We start from the raw sequence: 14,451 nt of genomic DNA on the forward strand, positions 1-14,451 counted from the left end.
ATTCCTCTCGGTATGCTTCGATAAATGCGTATTCAGGCGCCGGGATGGCGCGGCTTGGATGCGGTTTCCCATGCGCCGCCGATATCCGCAAGCTGAACCTCGATGCATTCGACATCGAGCGCGATGGTGGCGCCGGCGGCCAGATCGATCTGCACGGTGCCCTCGGGCCCCTCCCCCTTCTGCTCGAAACGGATGGCGAGCAGCGACAGGACGTCCTCACGGTTCTTTTGATTGATGCCGACGGAGCGCACGGCCAGCACGCGCTTGAAGACGATGGCGGCGCGGCGGCGCTCGAAGCCCTTGCGCTTGGCGGCCGCTTCTTCCCAGACGAAACGATTGGCGGCGATGGAGAACTGGTGGTCGCGCGGCGACCAGGAGAGATCCGCGACCTTGAAGACGCTATCCTGCGTATGCGCGGAGACGATGGCAAGGTCTTCGCTATCCAGCGCAACAAGCTTCAGGTCGGTCATTCAGGCAGCACCCCGTTGTCTCCGATATCGCCGGGATGGCGATACCCGGCGCCGCGGAATGGCGGTGCCGTAGCAACAAGGGACATAAGGCGCTAACGCCCGTTGCGCAACGGGGACAAAGGGCGAATGACCGCCCTTTGTCTCGTTACGTCTACAGTTGCGCTTATTCGCTGACGCGTTCGACCACCGCGCCGCAGCGGGTGAGCTTTTCTTCCAGGCGCTCGAAGCCACGATCGAGGTGGTAGACGCGCGACACCATGGTCTCGCCTTCGGCCGCAAGGCCGGCGATGACGAGCGACACGGAAGCGCGCAGGTCGGTTGCCATGACCGGAGCACCCTTCAGGCGCGGCACGCCCTCGATCTTCGCCGTCTGGCCCGACAGCGAGATCTTGGCGCCGAGGCGGGCAAGTTCCTGCACGTGCATGAAGCGGTTTTCGAAGATGGTCTCGGTGACATGAGACACGCCGGTGGAGCGGGTCATCAGCGCCATGAACTGCGCCTGCAGGTCGGTCGGGAAGCCCGGGAACGGATCGGTGACGATATCGACCGGGCGGATGCCGGCGCCATTGCGGCGGACGCGCATGCCGTTGTTGGTCGCGGAGATCTCGGCACCGGCGCGGCGAAGCGTCTCGAGCGCGGTGTCGAGCAGCGCCACATCGGTGTTTTCAAGCACGACATCGCCGCCGGCCATGGCAACGGCCATGGCGTAGGTGCCGGTCTCGATACGATCCGGCAGAACGCGGTGGCGCGCGCCCGACAGCGAGGTGACGCCTTCGATGGTGATTGTCGAGGTGCCGGCGCCGGAGATCCTGGCGCCCATGGCGATCAGGCAGTTGGCGAGGTCGACGACCTCGGGCTCGCGGGCGGCGTTGCCGATGACGGTGGTGCCGCGGGCAAGCGTGGCGGCCATCATCATGACATGGGTCGCGCCGACGGAGACCTTCGGGAAGGTGTACTTTGCGCCGATCAGGCCGCCCTTGGGGGCGGTGGCGTTGACATAGCCGCTGTCGATATCGAGCGTCGCGCCGAGCGCCGTCAGACCGTCGAGGAAGAGATCGACCGGGCGCGTGCCGATGGCGCAACCGCCGGGGAGCGAAACGCGGCACTGGCCTTCACGCGCAAGAAGGGGGCCGATGACCCAGAAGGAGGCGCGCATCTTCGAGACCAGCTCGTAGGGAGCGGTCGTGTCGACAATGGTGCGGCAGGTGAAGTGGATCGTGCGGGAGTAGCTGTCTTCCTGGCGTTCGCGGCGGCCATTGACCGAAACATCGACGCCGTGGTTGCCGAGGATGCGCAGCAACTGCTCGACATCGGCCAGGTGCGGCACGTTTTCGAGCGTCAGCGTATCGCTGGTCAGCAGCGAGGCGATCATCAGCGGCAAGGCGGCATTCTTGGCGCCGGAAATGGGAATGATGCCGTTAAGCTCATTACCGCCGACAATTCTGATACGATCCATAGGCGATTACGGGCGATGCCCGCCTTTCTGAAACTCTGTCTTTTAAAAGGATGCAGGTCTTTAGACGAAATCCGCGAAGGCTTCAATTCGAAGCAGACGGAACATTACGATCCGTCCATTTTTGCGGCAGGCAGCCCATTTGTCTCGTCGGCCTGGCCGGAACGGCGGGCGCGCGTCTGCTGTTTGCGCCTCGAAAGATTTTCCCGCAATTTTTCGGCGGCCCGATCGCGGCGCAATTTCGCCTGCTGCTCGATCGCGTCCTTGCGGCCCTTGCGGGCATTTTCAGTGTCTTCGGTCATGTTTCATGGCTTACCCGAATTCGCGGCAATCCAAAAGTGGCGACGTGAAACTGACAGAAGTTTGAAATTGCGGCTTGCGCTTGTCCCGAAGCTGTGGCAATAGCCGCCCCGTTCACGCAACGCAGCCGGTTCGGTTGCCCAGCGTCTGGTCCTCGCTGCCGTAGCTCAGTGGTAGAGCACACCCTTGGTAAGGGTGAGGTCGGTGGTTCAATCCCACTCGGCAGCACCAGTTTTCTCCCCGGTAAATACCAGCTTCCGTATTGCGTCCGATCGACGCAGGTCCGCGCCTGTTCGGCCGGACAGCCGGGCCATTTTGGTGGAAAGCCCTTTTGCTACGGCATTATTGCGAGATTTGCGGTAATTGCGACGTGCAACGGACCTCCGGCTGAAAGAGATATCCCGGTTTGCGAAAGCGCGGCCGACTGGCTAAGAGGTGCCGATATTCAAACGCCTCTCCGGCCGCATAAGCGACAGGGCATGGCGACCCAGCAGGAGACGACGATGAGCACTGATGACAACGACCAGCAGAACAGCAAGGTGACGAAGGCCGTTATCCTCATTGCCATGGTCCTGGCTGTTTTCACCGCCGTCATCGGAACCATCGCCGTCTACAGAGCCATGTTCGTCTATACCATCGCTCAATAAAAGCTGTTCGCCGCCGGGATGACCCGGACATGAACATGCCTCTCAGCTCACATTCATGCTGCGCTTATTATTCGTATCGAACAAATTATCGATACGAACGTTTCGTCAACGCTGTTATGAATGGAGACCAGCATGAAGAAGCTTATTACCGCCGCCGTCGTGGCTATCGCATCGTTCGGCGCAACGGCAATGCCATCCTTTGCCGATAGCGTGACGGTGAGAATCGGTCAGCCCGGTTATCACGAGCGCTACAAGCCCCGCCCCTATTACAACCGCTCCTATCGCCAACATTCGGCGCGCTCCAATTGCCGCATGAAGACCGTGAAGTACCGCAGCCACGGCAAGCTCGTGACCGAGACCACACGGGTCTGCCGCTAAACGCGCAGGCTTGACGGATGTTGCAGGCACTCGGTCGAACGGGCCGGGTGCTTGTGCCGGATACGCCTTTGGTTCGGTCCGCCGAATGCGTGCGTCTTTTCCCATTTGCGGGTTTGTGAATTATCGCTAAAATGCTCTCGCACACTGCTTTGCGGGAGGAGCAGGCAGAACGCTGCAGAGTTATGGCGTGAGCAATGGAGGAGTGCGCAAATGGCAAGCGAAAAGTGGAATGACCCTATCCATGTCGGCTTCGAAACGACGGGCGCGCGGACGATATCCGGCCCATTCGACGCACTGACATGCCTTACGGAGCTCTGGCCCAATGTTCGCGGCCTGCGCTATCTAAAGGCCCGCAGCACATGCCGGGCGGCGCTGGACGGCCGCAAAAGCGTGGAAGAAGCACGCGCGGAATTCGTCGCGGCGGCGGAAGAAGCAAGGCTTCACGTCCACTGAACGAGCGCAGCCGATCAAATCGGTATCGGTTCGAGGCCCGATCGGGATCGTAACGGTCCACAATTGGCTCGAAATAAAACAGAGTTGATTTTTGCTTAACCCTTGCGGGAGCTTGTCGGGGGCAGCCGCGCGAAGCCGGTTGTCACGGTGACACAACGATCACTAGAACATTCTCAGCCATCATGATGATGGTCAGAGGCTCGTCACCCTCTGTGCCAAAAGCGCAGGCGGGCCTCGTACGATCTCCTTCAAAACAACAGCTTAGACAATGATGTTTGAACGGGCGGCAATACGCGCCTCACGTCCGCGCATCGTCTGGCGATGCGCCACGGCCGGCTGGTTAATTGAGCGTTACCTGATATCAGCATCCCGTATCGGCGCTTGCCACTTCCACATAACCCACGCCGATGATCGTGCCGTCACCGGCGCGAATGAACGACGGAACGTAACGTGCGGCGGAGGGTACGCAGGCGATCGGATCGCCATATTGCGCCACCACGACATCATCACGCTGCAGCGCGGAATAGTCGCTGTCGATCTCCAGTGAAGCCAAGGCCGGCAATGCAAATGCGCCAACCATCAGCGCTAAAGAAGGCATCCCAACTCGAAGAAAGCGCTTCATGCCATTCTCCCATGTTTGATTTACGCAAGTAACGGACCAGCCGCGAGTTTAGTTCCGCAAGAACGTGGCCACTTTTAACTGCGTTAACGTTTTTTACTTCTCGCTCACAGTATTGCCCCACCAGTGCACGACAAACCGGAAACACCAATCATCAGCGCCGCAGCATCCGGCTCTGGACATTGCCTTTTCCCACGACGTCCTCGGCGATCATCGTGGCGCGAACGATGTCGCTGGCACTGTGCGCGAACCCCTCGAGCACGGCGTAAGGCCCAAGCATCGTGACCGTGATCTCGGTGCAGTCGAGCTCGGCATCGGCGCTCAGCGCGCTTTCGACGGCAGCCCGCATAGACGACTGGCTGTGCCCCTGTTCGCAGTGATCCTCATGACCGGCAAAGGTCTGGAACAGCTGTACCATCTTCGCCTCCAAAGCGATTTGTCCTGCTGTTTAACGCTGCAACGCGGCATTTCGTTGCAGTGCGCGCGCGCTATAGTTCGAGTATTTTCGAGAAGAAAATCCGAACACCTCTTGGCGCGTGAAGCGAAGCGAGCCATATCAACAGCATAGACATTTTGGGTGATCGCCATGAAAATCCTGATATCGGCCGTTGCGGCGACATTTCTTCTGGCCGGCTGCACGACCAGCGAGACGGCGGAGGTGCAGCCCATCCCCGGAAGCATCACCTATGGCGGGCAGCCGCGCACCAAGCTGACGAAATCGCCGCCGGGCAGCGTCGTCCATAATTCCTTCTATGATTCAACCGGAACGAAGGTGCTGGAAACCTACATCCTGCAGCCCGACCGGACGCTGAAGCTGACCCGGCGCGAGACTATTCCGGATTTCCCGATGTAAGCACCGCGCCTGCCTAGACGAGCGCCAGCGGCGGTTCCGCCGGGCGCAGGAAGCGCTCGATCTCAGCGGGTTCGACCGCCTCGATCGTGGCGGGCATCCATTTCGGCTTGCGGTCCTTGTCGATGACGGCGGCGCGGATGCCCTCGTAGAAATCGGGACTGTGCAGGATGCCCAGGCAGGCGCTGAACTCGCGCCGCAGGCACTGGCCCAGGCTGCGGCTCTGCTTGCCCTCGTGCAACAGGCGCAGGGTCAGCGCCAGGCTGGTCGGCGAGCGCAGCTCGATGGCGCGCAGCGTTTCAGTCGCGAAATCCGAAACCTCCGCTTTCAAGGCGGCGATGATTTCGCCGACCGTGCCGAAGCGAAAGGTGCGCTCGATCAGGCTGCTGTTCAGCCTGAGCGGTCCCTTGCCCGGATCGGTCGACAGGTTCTTCAGGACGACATCGACATCGCGCGAGCTGGCGCCACGCGATAGCCCGGCCAGCGTATCGACGAGCTCCGGCAGCTGGAACGAGGCAACTTGCACATCGGCGAGGCCGGCATGAATCACGTCGGCCGCGCCCACCTCCAGGCCCGTCAGGCCGATCCAGATGCCAACTTCGCCCAAGGCGTGCGGCAGCAGCCAGGTGGCGCCGACGTCGGGGAAATAGCCGATGCCTGTCTCGGGCATGGCGAAGCGGGTGCGCTCGGTGACCACGCGGTGGCGACCATGCGCGGAAAGACCGACGCCGCCGCCCATGGTGATGCCGTCCATCAGCGCGACATAGGGTTTGGGATAGAAGGCGATGCGGTGATTGAGATGAAACTCGTGGCGCCAGAAGTCTTCCGCCAGCGACGTGCCGGCACGCCCGCTCTCGTGCAGCGCGCGGATATCGCCACCGGCGCAGAAGCCGCGCTCTCCCTCGCCCATGACGACCACGGTCGCCACATCGGCATCGGCGGCGAATTCACTGAGCGCCGCATCGATCGAGCGGACCATATCGAGCGTCAGGCTGTTCAACGCCCTCGGGCGGTTGAGGCGGATGATGCCAGCGGAACCCTGTCGCTCGACGATAACCTCGCGCTGATCGACCTTGTCGTGCATCCCGGGCCTCCTTGCGGCTTAACCGCGATCATGCGGCCACGCCAAATTGCTACTCCGCGCTCATGCTGTCAGCGCGAGGCGCTGCTTGTACACAAACTTATCGCGCTCGGCCGGATAGTCGATGGCTGTCCTGTGAGGAAGGCACTCGTGCCCGCGTTCGGTCGCAAGACTGCGACAGTCTCGGCGGAGCATGAGCTCGGTGGTGAACAGGCCTGACGACGGCTCAGAAGGAGGCGGCAAGTACGCGATGCAGCCCCTGCAGATCCTCGGCATCACGGCGCATCAACGACAGCTCCCAATCGAGCGCGCTGCGCACGATGGTCTCGAGCGAATCGTATCGGGGAGTCCAGCCGAGCACGCGGTTCGCCAGAGTAGCATCGGCCACGACGCTTGCGGAATCGCCGGGACGACGCGGCGCCATGTGGATCTTGAAGGCCTGGCCGTGCAGGCGCGTGACCATGTTCAGCACGTCGAGCACCGAATATCCGGCGCCATAACCACAATTGGCGACCAGCGAGCCGCGCTCGCGGCGCAGGTGCTGCAGGGCTCTCAGATGCGCCTCGGCCAGATCGCTGACGTGGATGTAGTCGCGCACGCCGGTGCCGTCATGCGTCGGGTAGTCAAGCCCATAGACGCTGACGCTGTCGCGGCGCCCGAGGGCCGCTTCGCAGGCGACCTTGATCAGATGCGTCGCGCCCGAGGTCGACTGCCCGGCGCGGCCGAGCGGGTCGGCGCCGGCGACGTTGAAGTAACGCAGGGCCACATAGTTGAAATCATAGGCGGCGGCGGCATCGCGGAGCATGAACTCGGTCATCAGCTTCGACTGGCCGTAGGGATTTTCCGGGTTGAGCGACGCGTTTTCCTTGACCGGGGCCGAGCTCGGCTGCGGCCCGTAGACGGCGGCGGTGGACGAGAAGACGAAATGGCGGATACCGGCGCTGACCGCCGCGCTCATCAGCGCCCGGGTCTTGCCGGAGTTATTGTCGTAGTAGGACAGCGGATCGGCGACGGAGGCCGGGACGACGGCGGAACCGGCGAAATGGATGATCGCCTCGATGTCGTTTTCGATAAAGATGGTCTTGAGCAATTCGGTGTCGGCGACATCGCCGAGATAGAAGCGCGCTTCCGGCGCCACGGCCCATCGAAAGCCCGTGGAGAGGCGATCGAGGACAACGACCTGCTCACCGGCATCCAGCAATGTCCAGACCATATGGCTGCCGATATAACCGGCACCACCCGTCACCAGAATTGCCATGTCCCACACTCCCGTTTTATCACACGGGCATCTGACGCGGCTTTCCTTTCCGAAATTCGAATAAACGGCCCGAGCGGTGTATCCGCAGGGGCGAAGTTTGCCGGTGTGGTTAGGGGCTGATTTGCGGGTTCGCTAGAATTTTATCGATGTGGCCGTTTCGGCCCCATCGAGAGTTCAGGCGCGCGGTTCCGCTGCGGCCCGGGGAGCCAGGAAGCCCTGCTCGACGGCGAGCGCGATCAGCCGTTCGGTGAGGTCTCCGAGTGTGCCCGAAGCGATGGCGATCGGCTCCATGCGCCTTACAACGTCCGGCTCCGTGACACCTGCCGTATGCCAGGTGCCGCCGCCGGTGAAGAAATTGTGGAGCAGCGGCTGGAAGCGGTCCATGGCATTGGCGAAGCGCGCATCGCTGGTGCGCTTCTCCTCGAACTCATCCCAGAGCGCGCGGAACTCGACGGCCTGATCGGCGGGAAGCAGGGCGAAGATGCGGTCGGCGGCCAAAAGCTCGCGCTCGGCCTGGCTGGCGCGGGCGACCGCGTCATAGGCGAAGGTGTCGCCGGCATCGATTTCGACGACGTCGTGGATCAGCAGCATCTTCAGGACGCGCAGCAGATCGATCGGCTCGCTCGAATGCTCGGCGAGGACGGCCGCCATCAGCGCCAGCTGCCAGGTGTGCTCGGCGTCGGTTTCGACACGCGAGCGATCGAGCAGCAGCGTGCGGCGCAGGATGGTCTTCAGCTTCTCGACCTCGAGAATGAAGGCCAGCTGCTCCATAAGGCGGCGATTGCCGAGAAAGCCTTCCAGATGGTCGGCGGTGATCTTTTCGGACATATGGATGCTCCCTGTTCAGAGCTTCAGGATATAGTCGCAGAGCCTGTCGGCGGCCGTCTGGATCTGGGCGGGATCGCGCAGGAAGCAGGCGCGGAGAAACAGCTCGCCGCCGGGGCCGAACGCGGTTCCGGGCGCCAGGCCGACGCCGGTCTTGTCGACGATATCGATCGCCGCCTTGCGGCTGTCGGTAACGCCATCGATCTTCAGGAAGGCATAGAGCGCGCCATCGGGCTTCAGCGTCTCGACCCGGTTGGTCGCAATCAGCGCGTCGCAGAGGATGTCGCGCGAGCGCCTTGCCTTGTCGATGTTGGCCTGCACGAAGGCATCGCCCTCGTTCAGGGCGGCGACGGCGCCCCGCTGCATGAACTGGGCAACGCCCGAGGTCGAATACTGGATCAGGTTCTCAAGCACCTGTCCGGTCTCCGGCGGCGCCACGATCCAGCCGACCCGCCAGCCGGTCATCGACCAGTTCTTCGAGAAGGAATTGACGAACATGACCTTGTCACCCACTTCCATCACATCGAGGAAGGAGGCGGCGCGGTCGCCGGGGAAATAGTAGCGGGCGTAGATCTCGTCCGCCATGATCCACAGGCCATGCTTGCGGGCGAGGCCGAGGATGGCGGCCAGATCCTCGCGCGTCGCGGTCCAGCCGGTCGGGTTGGATGGCGTGTTGATGAAGAGCGCCTTGGTCTTGTTCGTGATCGCGGCGGCGATGCGGTCGAGGTCGACGGCCCATTTTCCACCTTCGAAGTCGAGCTGCACGCCGACGGAGCGAGCGCCGGCGATCTCGAGAGCGGCGGCGATATTCGGCCAGGCGGGCGTCAGATAGACCAGTTCGTCACCCGGCGAGGTCATCGCCTGCACGGCGATCTGGATCGCCTGCATGCCGGAGCCGGTGACGAAGAAATGCTCGACCGGCAGCTGAATGCCGAAGTGGCGGGCGTAGTAATCGGAGAGTGCCTGGCGCAGCTCGGGAATGCCGCGCTGGTAGGTGTAGAAGGTCTCGCCGGCGGACAGCGCCGTCATGGCCGCCTGATTGACGAAATCGGGCGTGGGCAGATCGCCTTCGCCGACCCAGAGCGGCAAGAGGCCATCGCGGCCACGGGCATAGTTGACGACTTCGACGATCCCGCTTTCAGGTGCCTGGATGGCGCGCGGGCTGAGGCTATTGACGATCGACATGCATCACTCCGGTTTTCGCCTACATAAAACAAATGAGCGGGCGAATCCCATGACAATACGTGATGGCCGATCGATTTCCGTGATGGGTGAGCCCCGCCTCATCCGGCAGGGCTCGCATGCCCATCAGACCGTCGGACGCTTGGCCAGGAGGTCGCGGATTTCGGTGAGAAGGGCGACGTCGGCCGGCGGCGGCGGTGCTTCTTCCGGAGCGACCTTCTTCTGGCGTTCGACCTGCTTCTGCAGCGTGTTCACGCCCTTCACCATCAGGAAGATGATCCAGGCGAGGATCAGGAAATTGATGAGGACGGTGATGAAGCTGCCGTAGGCGAGGACGGCGCCCTGCGCGCGGGCAGCGGCCAGCGTCGGCGCATTGACGTTGGACGAGAGGCCGATGAAGTAGTTGGAGAAATCGAAGCCCCCGAAGAGAGCACCGACGATCGGCATGATGACGTCGTCGACCAAGGATTTGACGATGCCGCCGAACGCACCACCGATGATGACACCGACGGCAAGGTCCATGACGTTGCCGCGAGCAATAAACGCTTTGAACTCGTTGAGCATGCGATCTGTCTCCCTCTGATGCAGTTTGATTGCAGGCTGTTGTTTTTATTAGCTACATCTTCGTCGAGATTATTCAATTACAAATTACGAATTATTCATTTGCTGCCCGCGTCTTTGACTTAAGACCTAGACGCCGGCAATTCTCAAAGGCGCCGATTTGCCGTAGGCTTCGAGATCCGGGAGGGCCGGCGCATGGGACGCCGGCGGAGGAGAAATGCTGCCAGGCTGGGTCATACTCGCATCGGCGTTCGGCTACCTGTTACTGCTGTTTGCCGTGGCAAGCCACGGCGACCGGCAGCGCAGGAATTTCGGCGCGCCCGACAACGGCCGGCCCGTCGTCTATGCGCTCAGCCTCGCGATCTACTGCACCTCGTGGACCTATTTCGGCGGTGTCGGCCTTGCCTCGCAGCGCGGGCTGGAATTCACCGGCATCTATATCGGCCCGATCCTGGTGTTCACGCTCGGGATGCCGGTGCTGCGGCGGATCATCGACCTCGCCAAGACGGAGAAGCTCACTTCCGTCGCCGACTTCATTTCGGCGCGCTACGGCAAGAACTCGGCGGTGGGGACGATCGTGGCGCTGATCTCGCTCGTCGGCGCAATTCCCTACATCGCGCTGCAGCTGAAAGCGGTGTCGAGCACCGTGACGGCGATGCTCAATCCGTCGGATTACGGCATCGGCAGCGGCAATCTCTATTTCCTCGACCTGCCGCTTCTGGTGACGCTGGTGCTCGCCTGCTTCGCCATCATGTTCGGCACCCGCCATACCGATGCGACCGAGCATCAGGACGGGTTGATCCTCGCGGTCGCGATGGAATCGGTGGTGAAACTGCTCGCGTTTCTGACGGCAGGGGTCTGCGTCGTGTGGTTCCTGTTCGACGGACCGGCCGACCTCTGGCAAAAGGCGTCGGAGAACGAGCTGGTACTTTCGGCGCTGCAGTACCAGACGCCGATCAGCCGCTGGCTGACGCTGACCGTGCTTTCGGCCTTCGCGATCATCATGCTGCCGCGGCAGTTTCATGTGACTGTGGTCGAGAACCGGACGGCGAAGGAGCTGCGGCTGGCGGGGTTCCTGTTTCCGCTCTACCTCGTCGCCATCAATCTCTTCGTGCTCCCGATGGCGATTGCTGGCCTGCTGACCTTCGGCGGCAACGGCAATGCCGATCTCTACATGCTGTCGCTGCCGATCGTCGGGCAGATGCCCTTGATGTCGCTGATCACCTTCATCGGCGGTTTCTCGGCGGCGACGGCGATGGTGATCGTCGCATCGGTGGCGCTGTCGATCATGGTCTCCAACGACATCGTCATGCCGATCTTCCTGCGCCAACGGCTTGCCGGGCGCGGCGGCCAGCGCGACGATTTCGCCAAGACGCTGCTCAACATCCGCCGCAGCGCCATCTTCGCCGTGCTGCTGCTCGGCTATGCCTACTATCGCTCGACGGACAGCACCACGGGCCTGGCCTCGATCGGCCTGCTATCGTTCGCCGCCATCGCGCAGATGGCGCCTTCGCTACTCGGCGGACTGATCTGGCGGCGGGCCAATGCGCGCGGCGCGATCCTCGGCCTCTCCTCCGGCTTCGTGATCTGGATCTACCTGCTCTTTCTACCCTCGCTTGGCGGACCGGATTATTCGGCGGTGGCGAGCGCCGTGCTGGGCTTCGTCTTTCCCGGCACCAGCGTGTTCACCGACAATGCCGATCCGCTGGTGAACGCCACGGTCATGAGCCTGATCGTCAACACCGGGTTCTTCATTGTCGGCTCGATGACGCGCAATGCGCGGCCGCTCGAGCGCATCCAGGCCGGCATCTTCGTCAAGCGGCAATCGCGCTCGCAATTCGCCACGCGCGGCTGGAAAACGCGGATCAGCGTCGGCGACCTGAAGGCGACGATCTCGCGCTATCTCGGCGAAGAGAGGATGGAGCGGTCGTTCCAGACCTACCAGCAGAACTCCGGCCGCAAGCTGGAGGACGACCAGCCGGCCGACATGGCGCTCATCCATTTCACCGAGCAGCTGCTCGGCAGCGCCATCGGCTCGTCGTCGGCGCGGCTGGTGCTGTCGCTCATCCTGCAGAAGGTGGAGGATGCCTCGGCAGACACCGCGTGGCTGCTCGACCAGGCGAGCGAGGCGCTGCAGTATAACCAGGACATGCTGCAGACGGCGCTGTCGCAGATGGACCAGGGCATCGCGGTGTTCGACAGCTCCAACCACCTGACGATCTGGAACCGGCGCTTCCGGCAGCTGCTCGATCTGCCCGAGACATCCGGCCAGGTCGGGTTTCCGCTCGCCGATATCGTCGCCATCCTCAGCCAGCGCGGCGATGTCCCGGTCTCCGAGGTCAGCCAGACGGTCCGGCATTTCCTGACGCTGGACAAACCCTTCGCGCTGGTGCTCGGGCGCGGGGAACGCATCATCGAAGTGCGCTCCAACGCCATGCCCGACAAGGGGATCGTTGCGACCTTCACCGATATCACCCAGCGCGTGGCCGCCGACCAGGCGCTGAAGCAGGCCAACGAGACGCTGGAGCAGCGGGTGGCGGAGCGCACCGCGGAGCTTACCCGTGTCAATCACGAGCTCGGCGAAGCGCGCGCCTCGGCCGACGAAGCGAATCTCGGCAAGACGCGCTTCTTCGCCGCCGCCGGGCACGACATCCTGCAGCCGCTTAACGCCGCCAGGCTCTATTCCTCGGCGCTTGTCGAGCGGATGGGGCAATCGGAGAGCAGCGCCATCGTGCGTAACATCGATTCGGCGCTGGAATCGGTGGAGAGCATTCTGGGCGCCGTGCTCGACATTTCCAGGCTCGACACCGGGGCGATGCGCCCTCGCCTCGCCTCGGTTCCGCTTGCCGATCTGCTGGAGCGCATCCAGACCGACTTCGCGCCGATTGCGCGCGAGAAGCATCTGAAACTGGTGGTGATGCCGACGTCTCTTCGCGTGCGGTCAGACCCCAATCTGCTGCGCCGACTGGTGCAGAACCTGGTGTCGAATGCGATCAAATATACGCTGACCGGCAAGGTGCTGGTGGGTGCGCGGCGGCGCGGCAACCAGGTCGTCATCCAGGTGATGGATTCGGGCATCGGCATTCCGCCGTCGAAATTCCGCACCGTGTTCAAGGAGTTCGCGCGGCTGGACGAAGGCGCCAGGACCGCATCGGGCCTTGGGCTCGGGCTATCGATCGTCGATCGCATCGCGCGCGTGCTCAGCCACCCGGTGGAGCTGCATTCGACGCATGGCAAGGGCACCGACTTCCGCATCGTCATGCCGCGCGACATCTCGCCGGTGACCGAAGCGCCGATCACGGCTGCGCCCGCCGAGCGCTCGGCGCGGAATCTGGAAGGGCTGAAGGTGCTCTGCATCGACAACGAGTCGCATATCCTCGAGGGGATGCAGCTGCTGCTGAGCGGCTGGGGCTGCGCGGTGCAGTCGGCGGATTCGCTTGTCGGCGTCGCGGCGCTCGATGTCCGTGAGGGTGCGCCCGATCTCGTCATCGCCGACTACCATCTTGGAGACGGGACCGGGGTGGCCGCGATCCTCTCCGTGCGCGAGCGCTTCGCCACCTATGTTCCCGGTCTCGTCGTCACCGCCGACCGGACGCTGGAGGTGCGCGCGGACGCCGAGCGGCACGGGATCGGCATCCAGCACAAGCCGGTGCGCCCCGCCACGCTGCGCGCCTACATCACCCAGATATCGGCGCAGAAGCGGGCTGCGGCTGCCGAATAGGCTCGCGCGCCAGCACATCCGTCACAAGGTCGCGAACGCGCTCGATCGAGGGCTGGTCGCCAAAGAGGATGCGGTAGATGATGGGGGCGACGACGCCGTCCATGACCGCATCGATATCGGGAAACGCCTCGCCACGGGCATGCGCGCGCTCAGCAATCAACGCGATCTGTTCGCGGGTGAAGGCATCGCACTTGCAGGCGTTGGCGTTGTCCTGGACGGCCAGCACGTCGCGCATCATGTCGCGACCGATGCCAGAGGACATTTCCTCGCAATATTGCTCCGTCCACACTTCCAGATCGCCGCGTGCGCTGCCGGTATCGATCGGCAGCATGTCGGGGCGAAGGCGCTCGACGGCGACATCGGCGAGCAACTCCTGCAGCTCGCCCCAGCGGCGGTAGATTGTCGACGGCGTCACGCCTGCCTCGGCCGCGATCAGCGGGATGGTGACGTCGGCGCGGTCCATCGTCTTCAGAAGCGAGCGGACGGCATTGTGGACGGAGGCCTGAACGCGGGCGCTGCGCCCGCCGGGGCGGAGATTTTCTTTTGCTGGCATTGGTTATCCGACCTTCGGCCTCCCGAGCGCGCCATGGTTCAAAAACTTTGAGCGATCCATTAACGCAAATTATTTGCTTTTAGCGTGCGCCTACCCTACA

The 14,451-nt window shown here is 62.9% G+C and carries 16 protein-coding genes and 1 tRNA gene; 6 read left to right on the top strand and 11 right to left on the bottom strand.

The features are described 5' to 3' along the window. Positions 1–32 precede the first annotated feature (32 nt). From P3R82_RS22850 to P3R82_RS22860, 3 genes are all read right to left on the bottom strand, one after another. Entirely contained in the window at positions 33–470 is a 438-nt protein-coding gene (locus P3R82_RS22850) for a DUF2948 family protein (protein WP_283195442.1), read from the bottom strand. Between the two features lie 163 nt (positions 471–633). Further along, a complete protein-coding gene (gene murA / locus P3R82_RS22855) occupies positions 634–1,926 on the bottom strand; it encodes a UDP-N-acetylglucosamine 1-carboxyvinyltransferase (protein ID WP_283195443.1) in 1,293 nt (430 codons plus the stop codon). A gap of 104 nt (positions 1,927–2,030) precedes the next feature. Continuing rightward, positions 2,031–2,225: a hypothetical protein gene (locus P3R82_RS22860; protein ID WP_283195444.1), complete on the bottom strand. Its 195-nt coding sequence runs from the start codon at positions 2,223–2,225 to the stop codon at positions 2,031–2,033. Positions 2,226–2,379: 154 nt separating this feature from the next. Here P3R82_RS22860 and P3R82_RS22865 point away from each other — a divergent pair. The 4 genes from P3R82_RS22865 to P3R82_RS22880 all read left to right on the top strand — a co-directional run bounded on the left by P3R82_RS22865 (position 2,380) and on the right by P3R82_RS22880 (position 3,701). Next, a tRNA-Thr gene (locus tag P3R82_RS22865) sits at positions 2,380–2,454 on the top strand. A 272-nt stretch (positions 2,455–2,726) separates the two neighbouring features. Beyond that, positions 2,727–2,870 carry a hypothetical protein gene (locus P3R82_RS22870; RefSeq protein WP_183901533.1) on the top strand — a complete coding sequence of 48 codons (144 nt, stop codon included), beginning with the start codon at positions 2,727–2,729 and terminating at the stop codon, positions 2,868–2,870. Positions 2,871–3,002: 132 nt separating this feature from the next. Continuing rightward, positions 3,003–3,248, top strand: coding sequence for a hypothetical protein (locus tag P3R82_RS22875; protein ID WP_283195445.1), 246 nt, complete (start codon positions 3,003–3,005; stop codon positions 3,246–3,248). Between the two features lie 210 nt (positions 3,249–3,458). Further along, positions 3,459–3,701, top strand: coding sequence for a DUF982 domain-containing protein (locus P3R82_RS22880; protein WP_183901531.1), 243 nt, complete (start codon positions 3,459–3,461; stop codon positions 3,699–3,701). A gap of 361 nt (positions 3,702–4,062) precedes the next feature. On the opposite strand, the gene P3R82_RS22885 is transcribed toward P3R82_RS22880, so the two are convergent. Both P3R82_RS22885 and P3R82_RS22890 read right to left on the bottom strand, forming a co-directional pair. Continuing rightward, positions 4,063–4,323, bottom strand: a complete 261-nt coding sequence (locus P3R82_RS22885; RefSeq protein WP_183901530.1) for a hypothetical protein — start codon at positions 4,321–4,323, stop codon at positions 4,063–4,065. Positions 4,324–4,474: 151 nt separating this feature from the next. After that, complete coding sequence (locus P3R82_RS22890; RefSeq protein ID WP_283195446.1) at positions 4,475–4,738, bottom strand: hypothetical protein; 264 nt, start codon at positions 4,736–4,738, stop codon at positions 4,475–4,477. A gap of 168 nt (positions 4,739–4,906) precedes the next feature. Here P3R82_RS22890 and P3R82_RS22895 point away from each other — a divergent pair, with 168 nt between their 5' ends. After that, a complete protein-coding gene (locus P3R82_RS22895) occupies positions 4,907–5,173 on the top strand; it encodes a hypothetical protein (protein ID WP_283195447.1) in 267 nt (88 codons plus the stop codon). A gap of 13 nt (positions 5,174–5,186) precedes the next feature. On the opposite strand, the gene P3R82_RS22900 is transcribed toward P3R82_RS22895, so the two are convergent. From P3R82_RS22900 to mscL, 5 genes are all read right to left on the bottom strand, one after another. Further along, on the bottom strand, positions 5,187–6,254 hold the full coding sequence (locus tag P3R82_RS22900) for an enoyl-CoA hydratase/isomerase family protein (protein WP_283195448.1): 1,068 nt from the start codon (positions 6,252–6,254) through the stop codon (positions 5,187–5,189). 223 nt (positions 6,255–6,477) lie between these two features. Beyond that, a complete protein-coding gene (gene galE / locus P3R82_RS22905; protein ID WP_283195449.1) occupies positions 6,478–7,509 on the bottom strand; it encodes a UDP-glucose 4-epimerase GalE in 1,032 nt (343 codons plus the stop codon). A gap of 174 nt (positions 7,510–7,683) precedes the next feature. Further along, the gene (locus P3R82_RS22910) at positions 7,684–8,337 is read right to left on the bottom strand and encodes an HD domain-containing protein (RefSeq protein ID WP_283195450.1); all 654 of its coding nucleotides are present in this window, start codon (positions 8,335–8,337) and stop codon (positions 7,684–7,686) included. A gap of 15 nt (positions 8,338–8,352) precedes the next feature. Beyond that, positions 8,353–9,519, bottom strand: a complete 1,167-nt coding sequence (locus tag P3R82_RS22915) for a pyridoxal phosphate-dependent aminotransferase (RefSeq protein ID WP_283195451.1) — start codon at positions 9,517–9,519, stop codon at positions 8,353–8,355. A gap of 123 nt (positions 9,520–9,642) precedes the next feature. Next, on the bottom strand, positions 9,643–10,080 hold the full coding sequence (mscL, locus tag P3R82_RS22920; RefSeq protein ID WP_183901523.1) for a large conductance mechanosensitive channel protein MscL: 438 nt from the start codon (positions 10,078–10,080) through the stop codon (positions 9,643–9,645). A gap of 214 nt (positions 10,081–10,294) precedes the next feature. Between mscL and P3R82_RS22925 the strand changes: the two genes are divergently transcribed. Continuing rightward, entirely contained in the window at positions 10,295–13,798 is a 3,504-nt protein-coding gene (locus tag P3R82_RS22925) for a PAS domain-containing hybrid sensor histidine kinase/response regulator (RefSeq protein WP_283195452.1), read from the top strand. Here the strand turns inward: P3R82_RS22925 and P3R82_RS22930 are convergent. Further along, a complete protein-coding gene (locus P3R82_RS22930; protein WP_283195453.1) occupies positions 13,755–14,351 on the bottom strand; it encodes a TetR/AcrR family transcriptional regulator in 597 nt (198 codons plus the stop codon). The genes P3R82_RS22925 and P3R82_RS22930 overlap by 44 nt on opposite strands. Positions 14,352–14,451 lie beyond the last annotated feature (100 nt).

The sequence above is a fragment of the Rhizobium sp. AN80A genome (assembly GCF_030053015.1).
In the GTDB taxonomy this organism is placed as follows: Bacteria; Pseudomonadota; Alphaproteobacteria; order Rhizobiales; family Rhizobiaceae; genus Rhizobium; species Rhizobium metallidurans.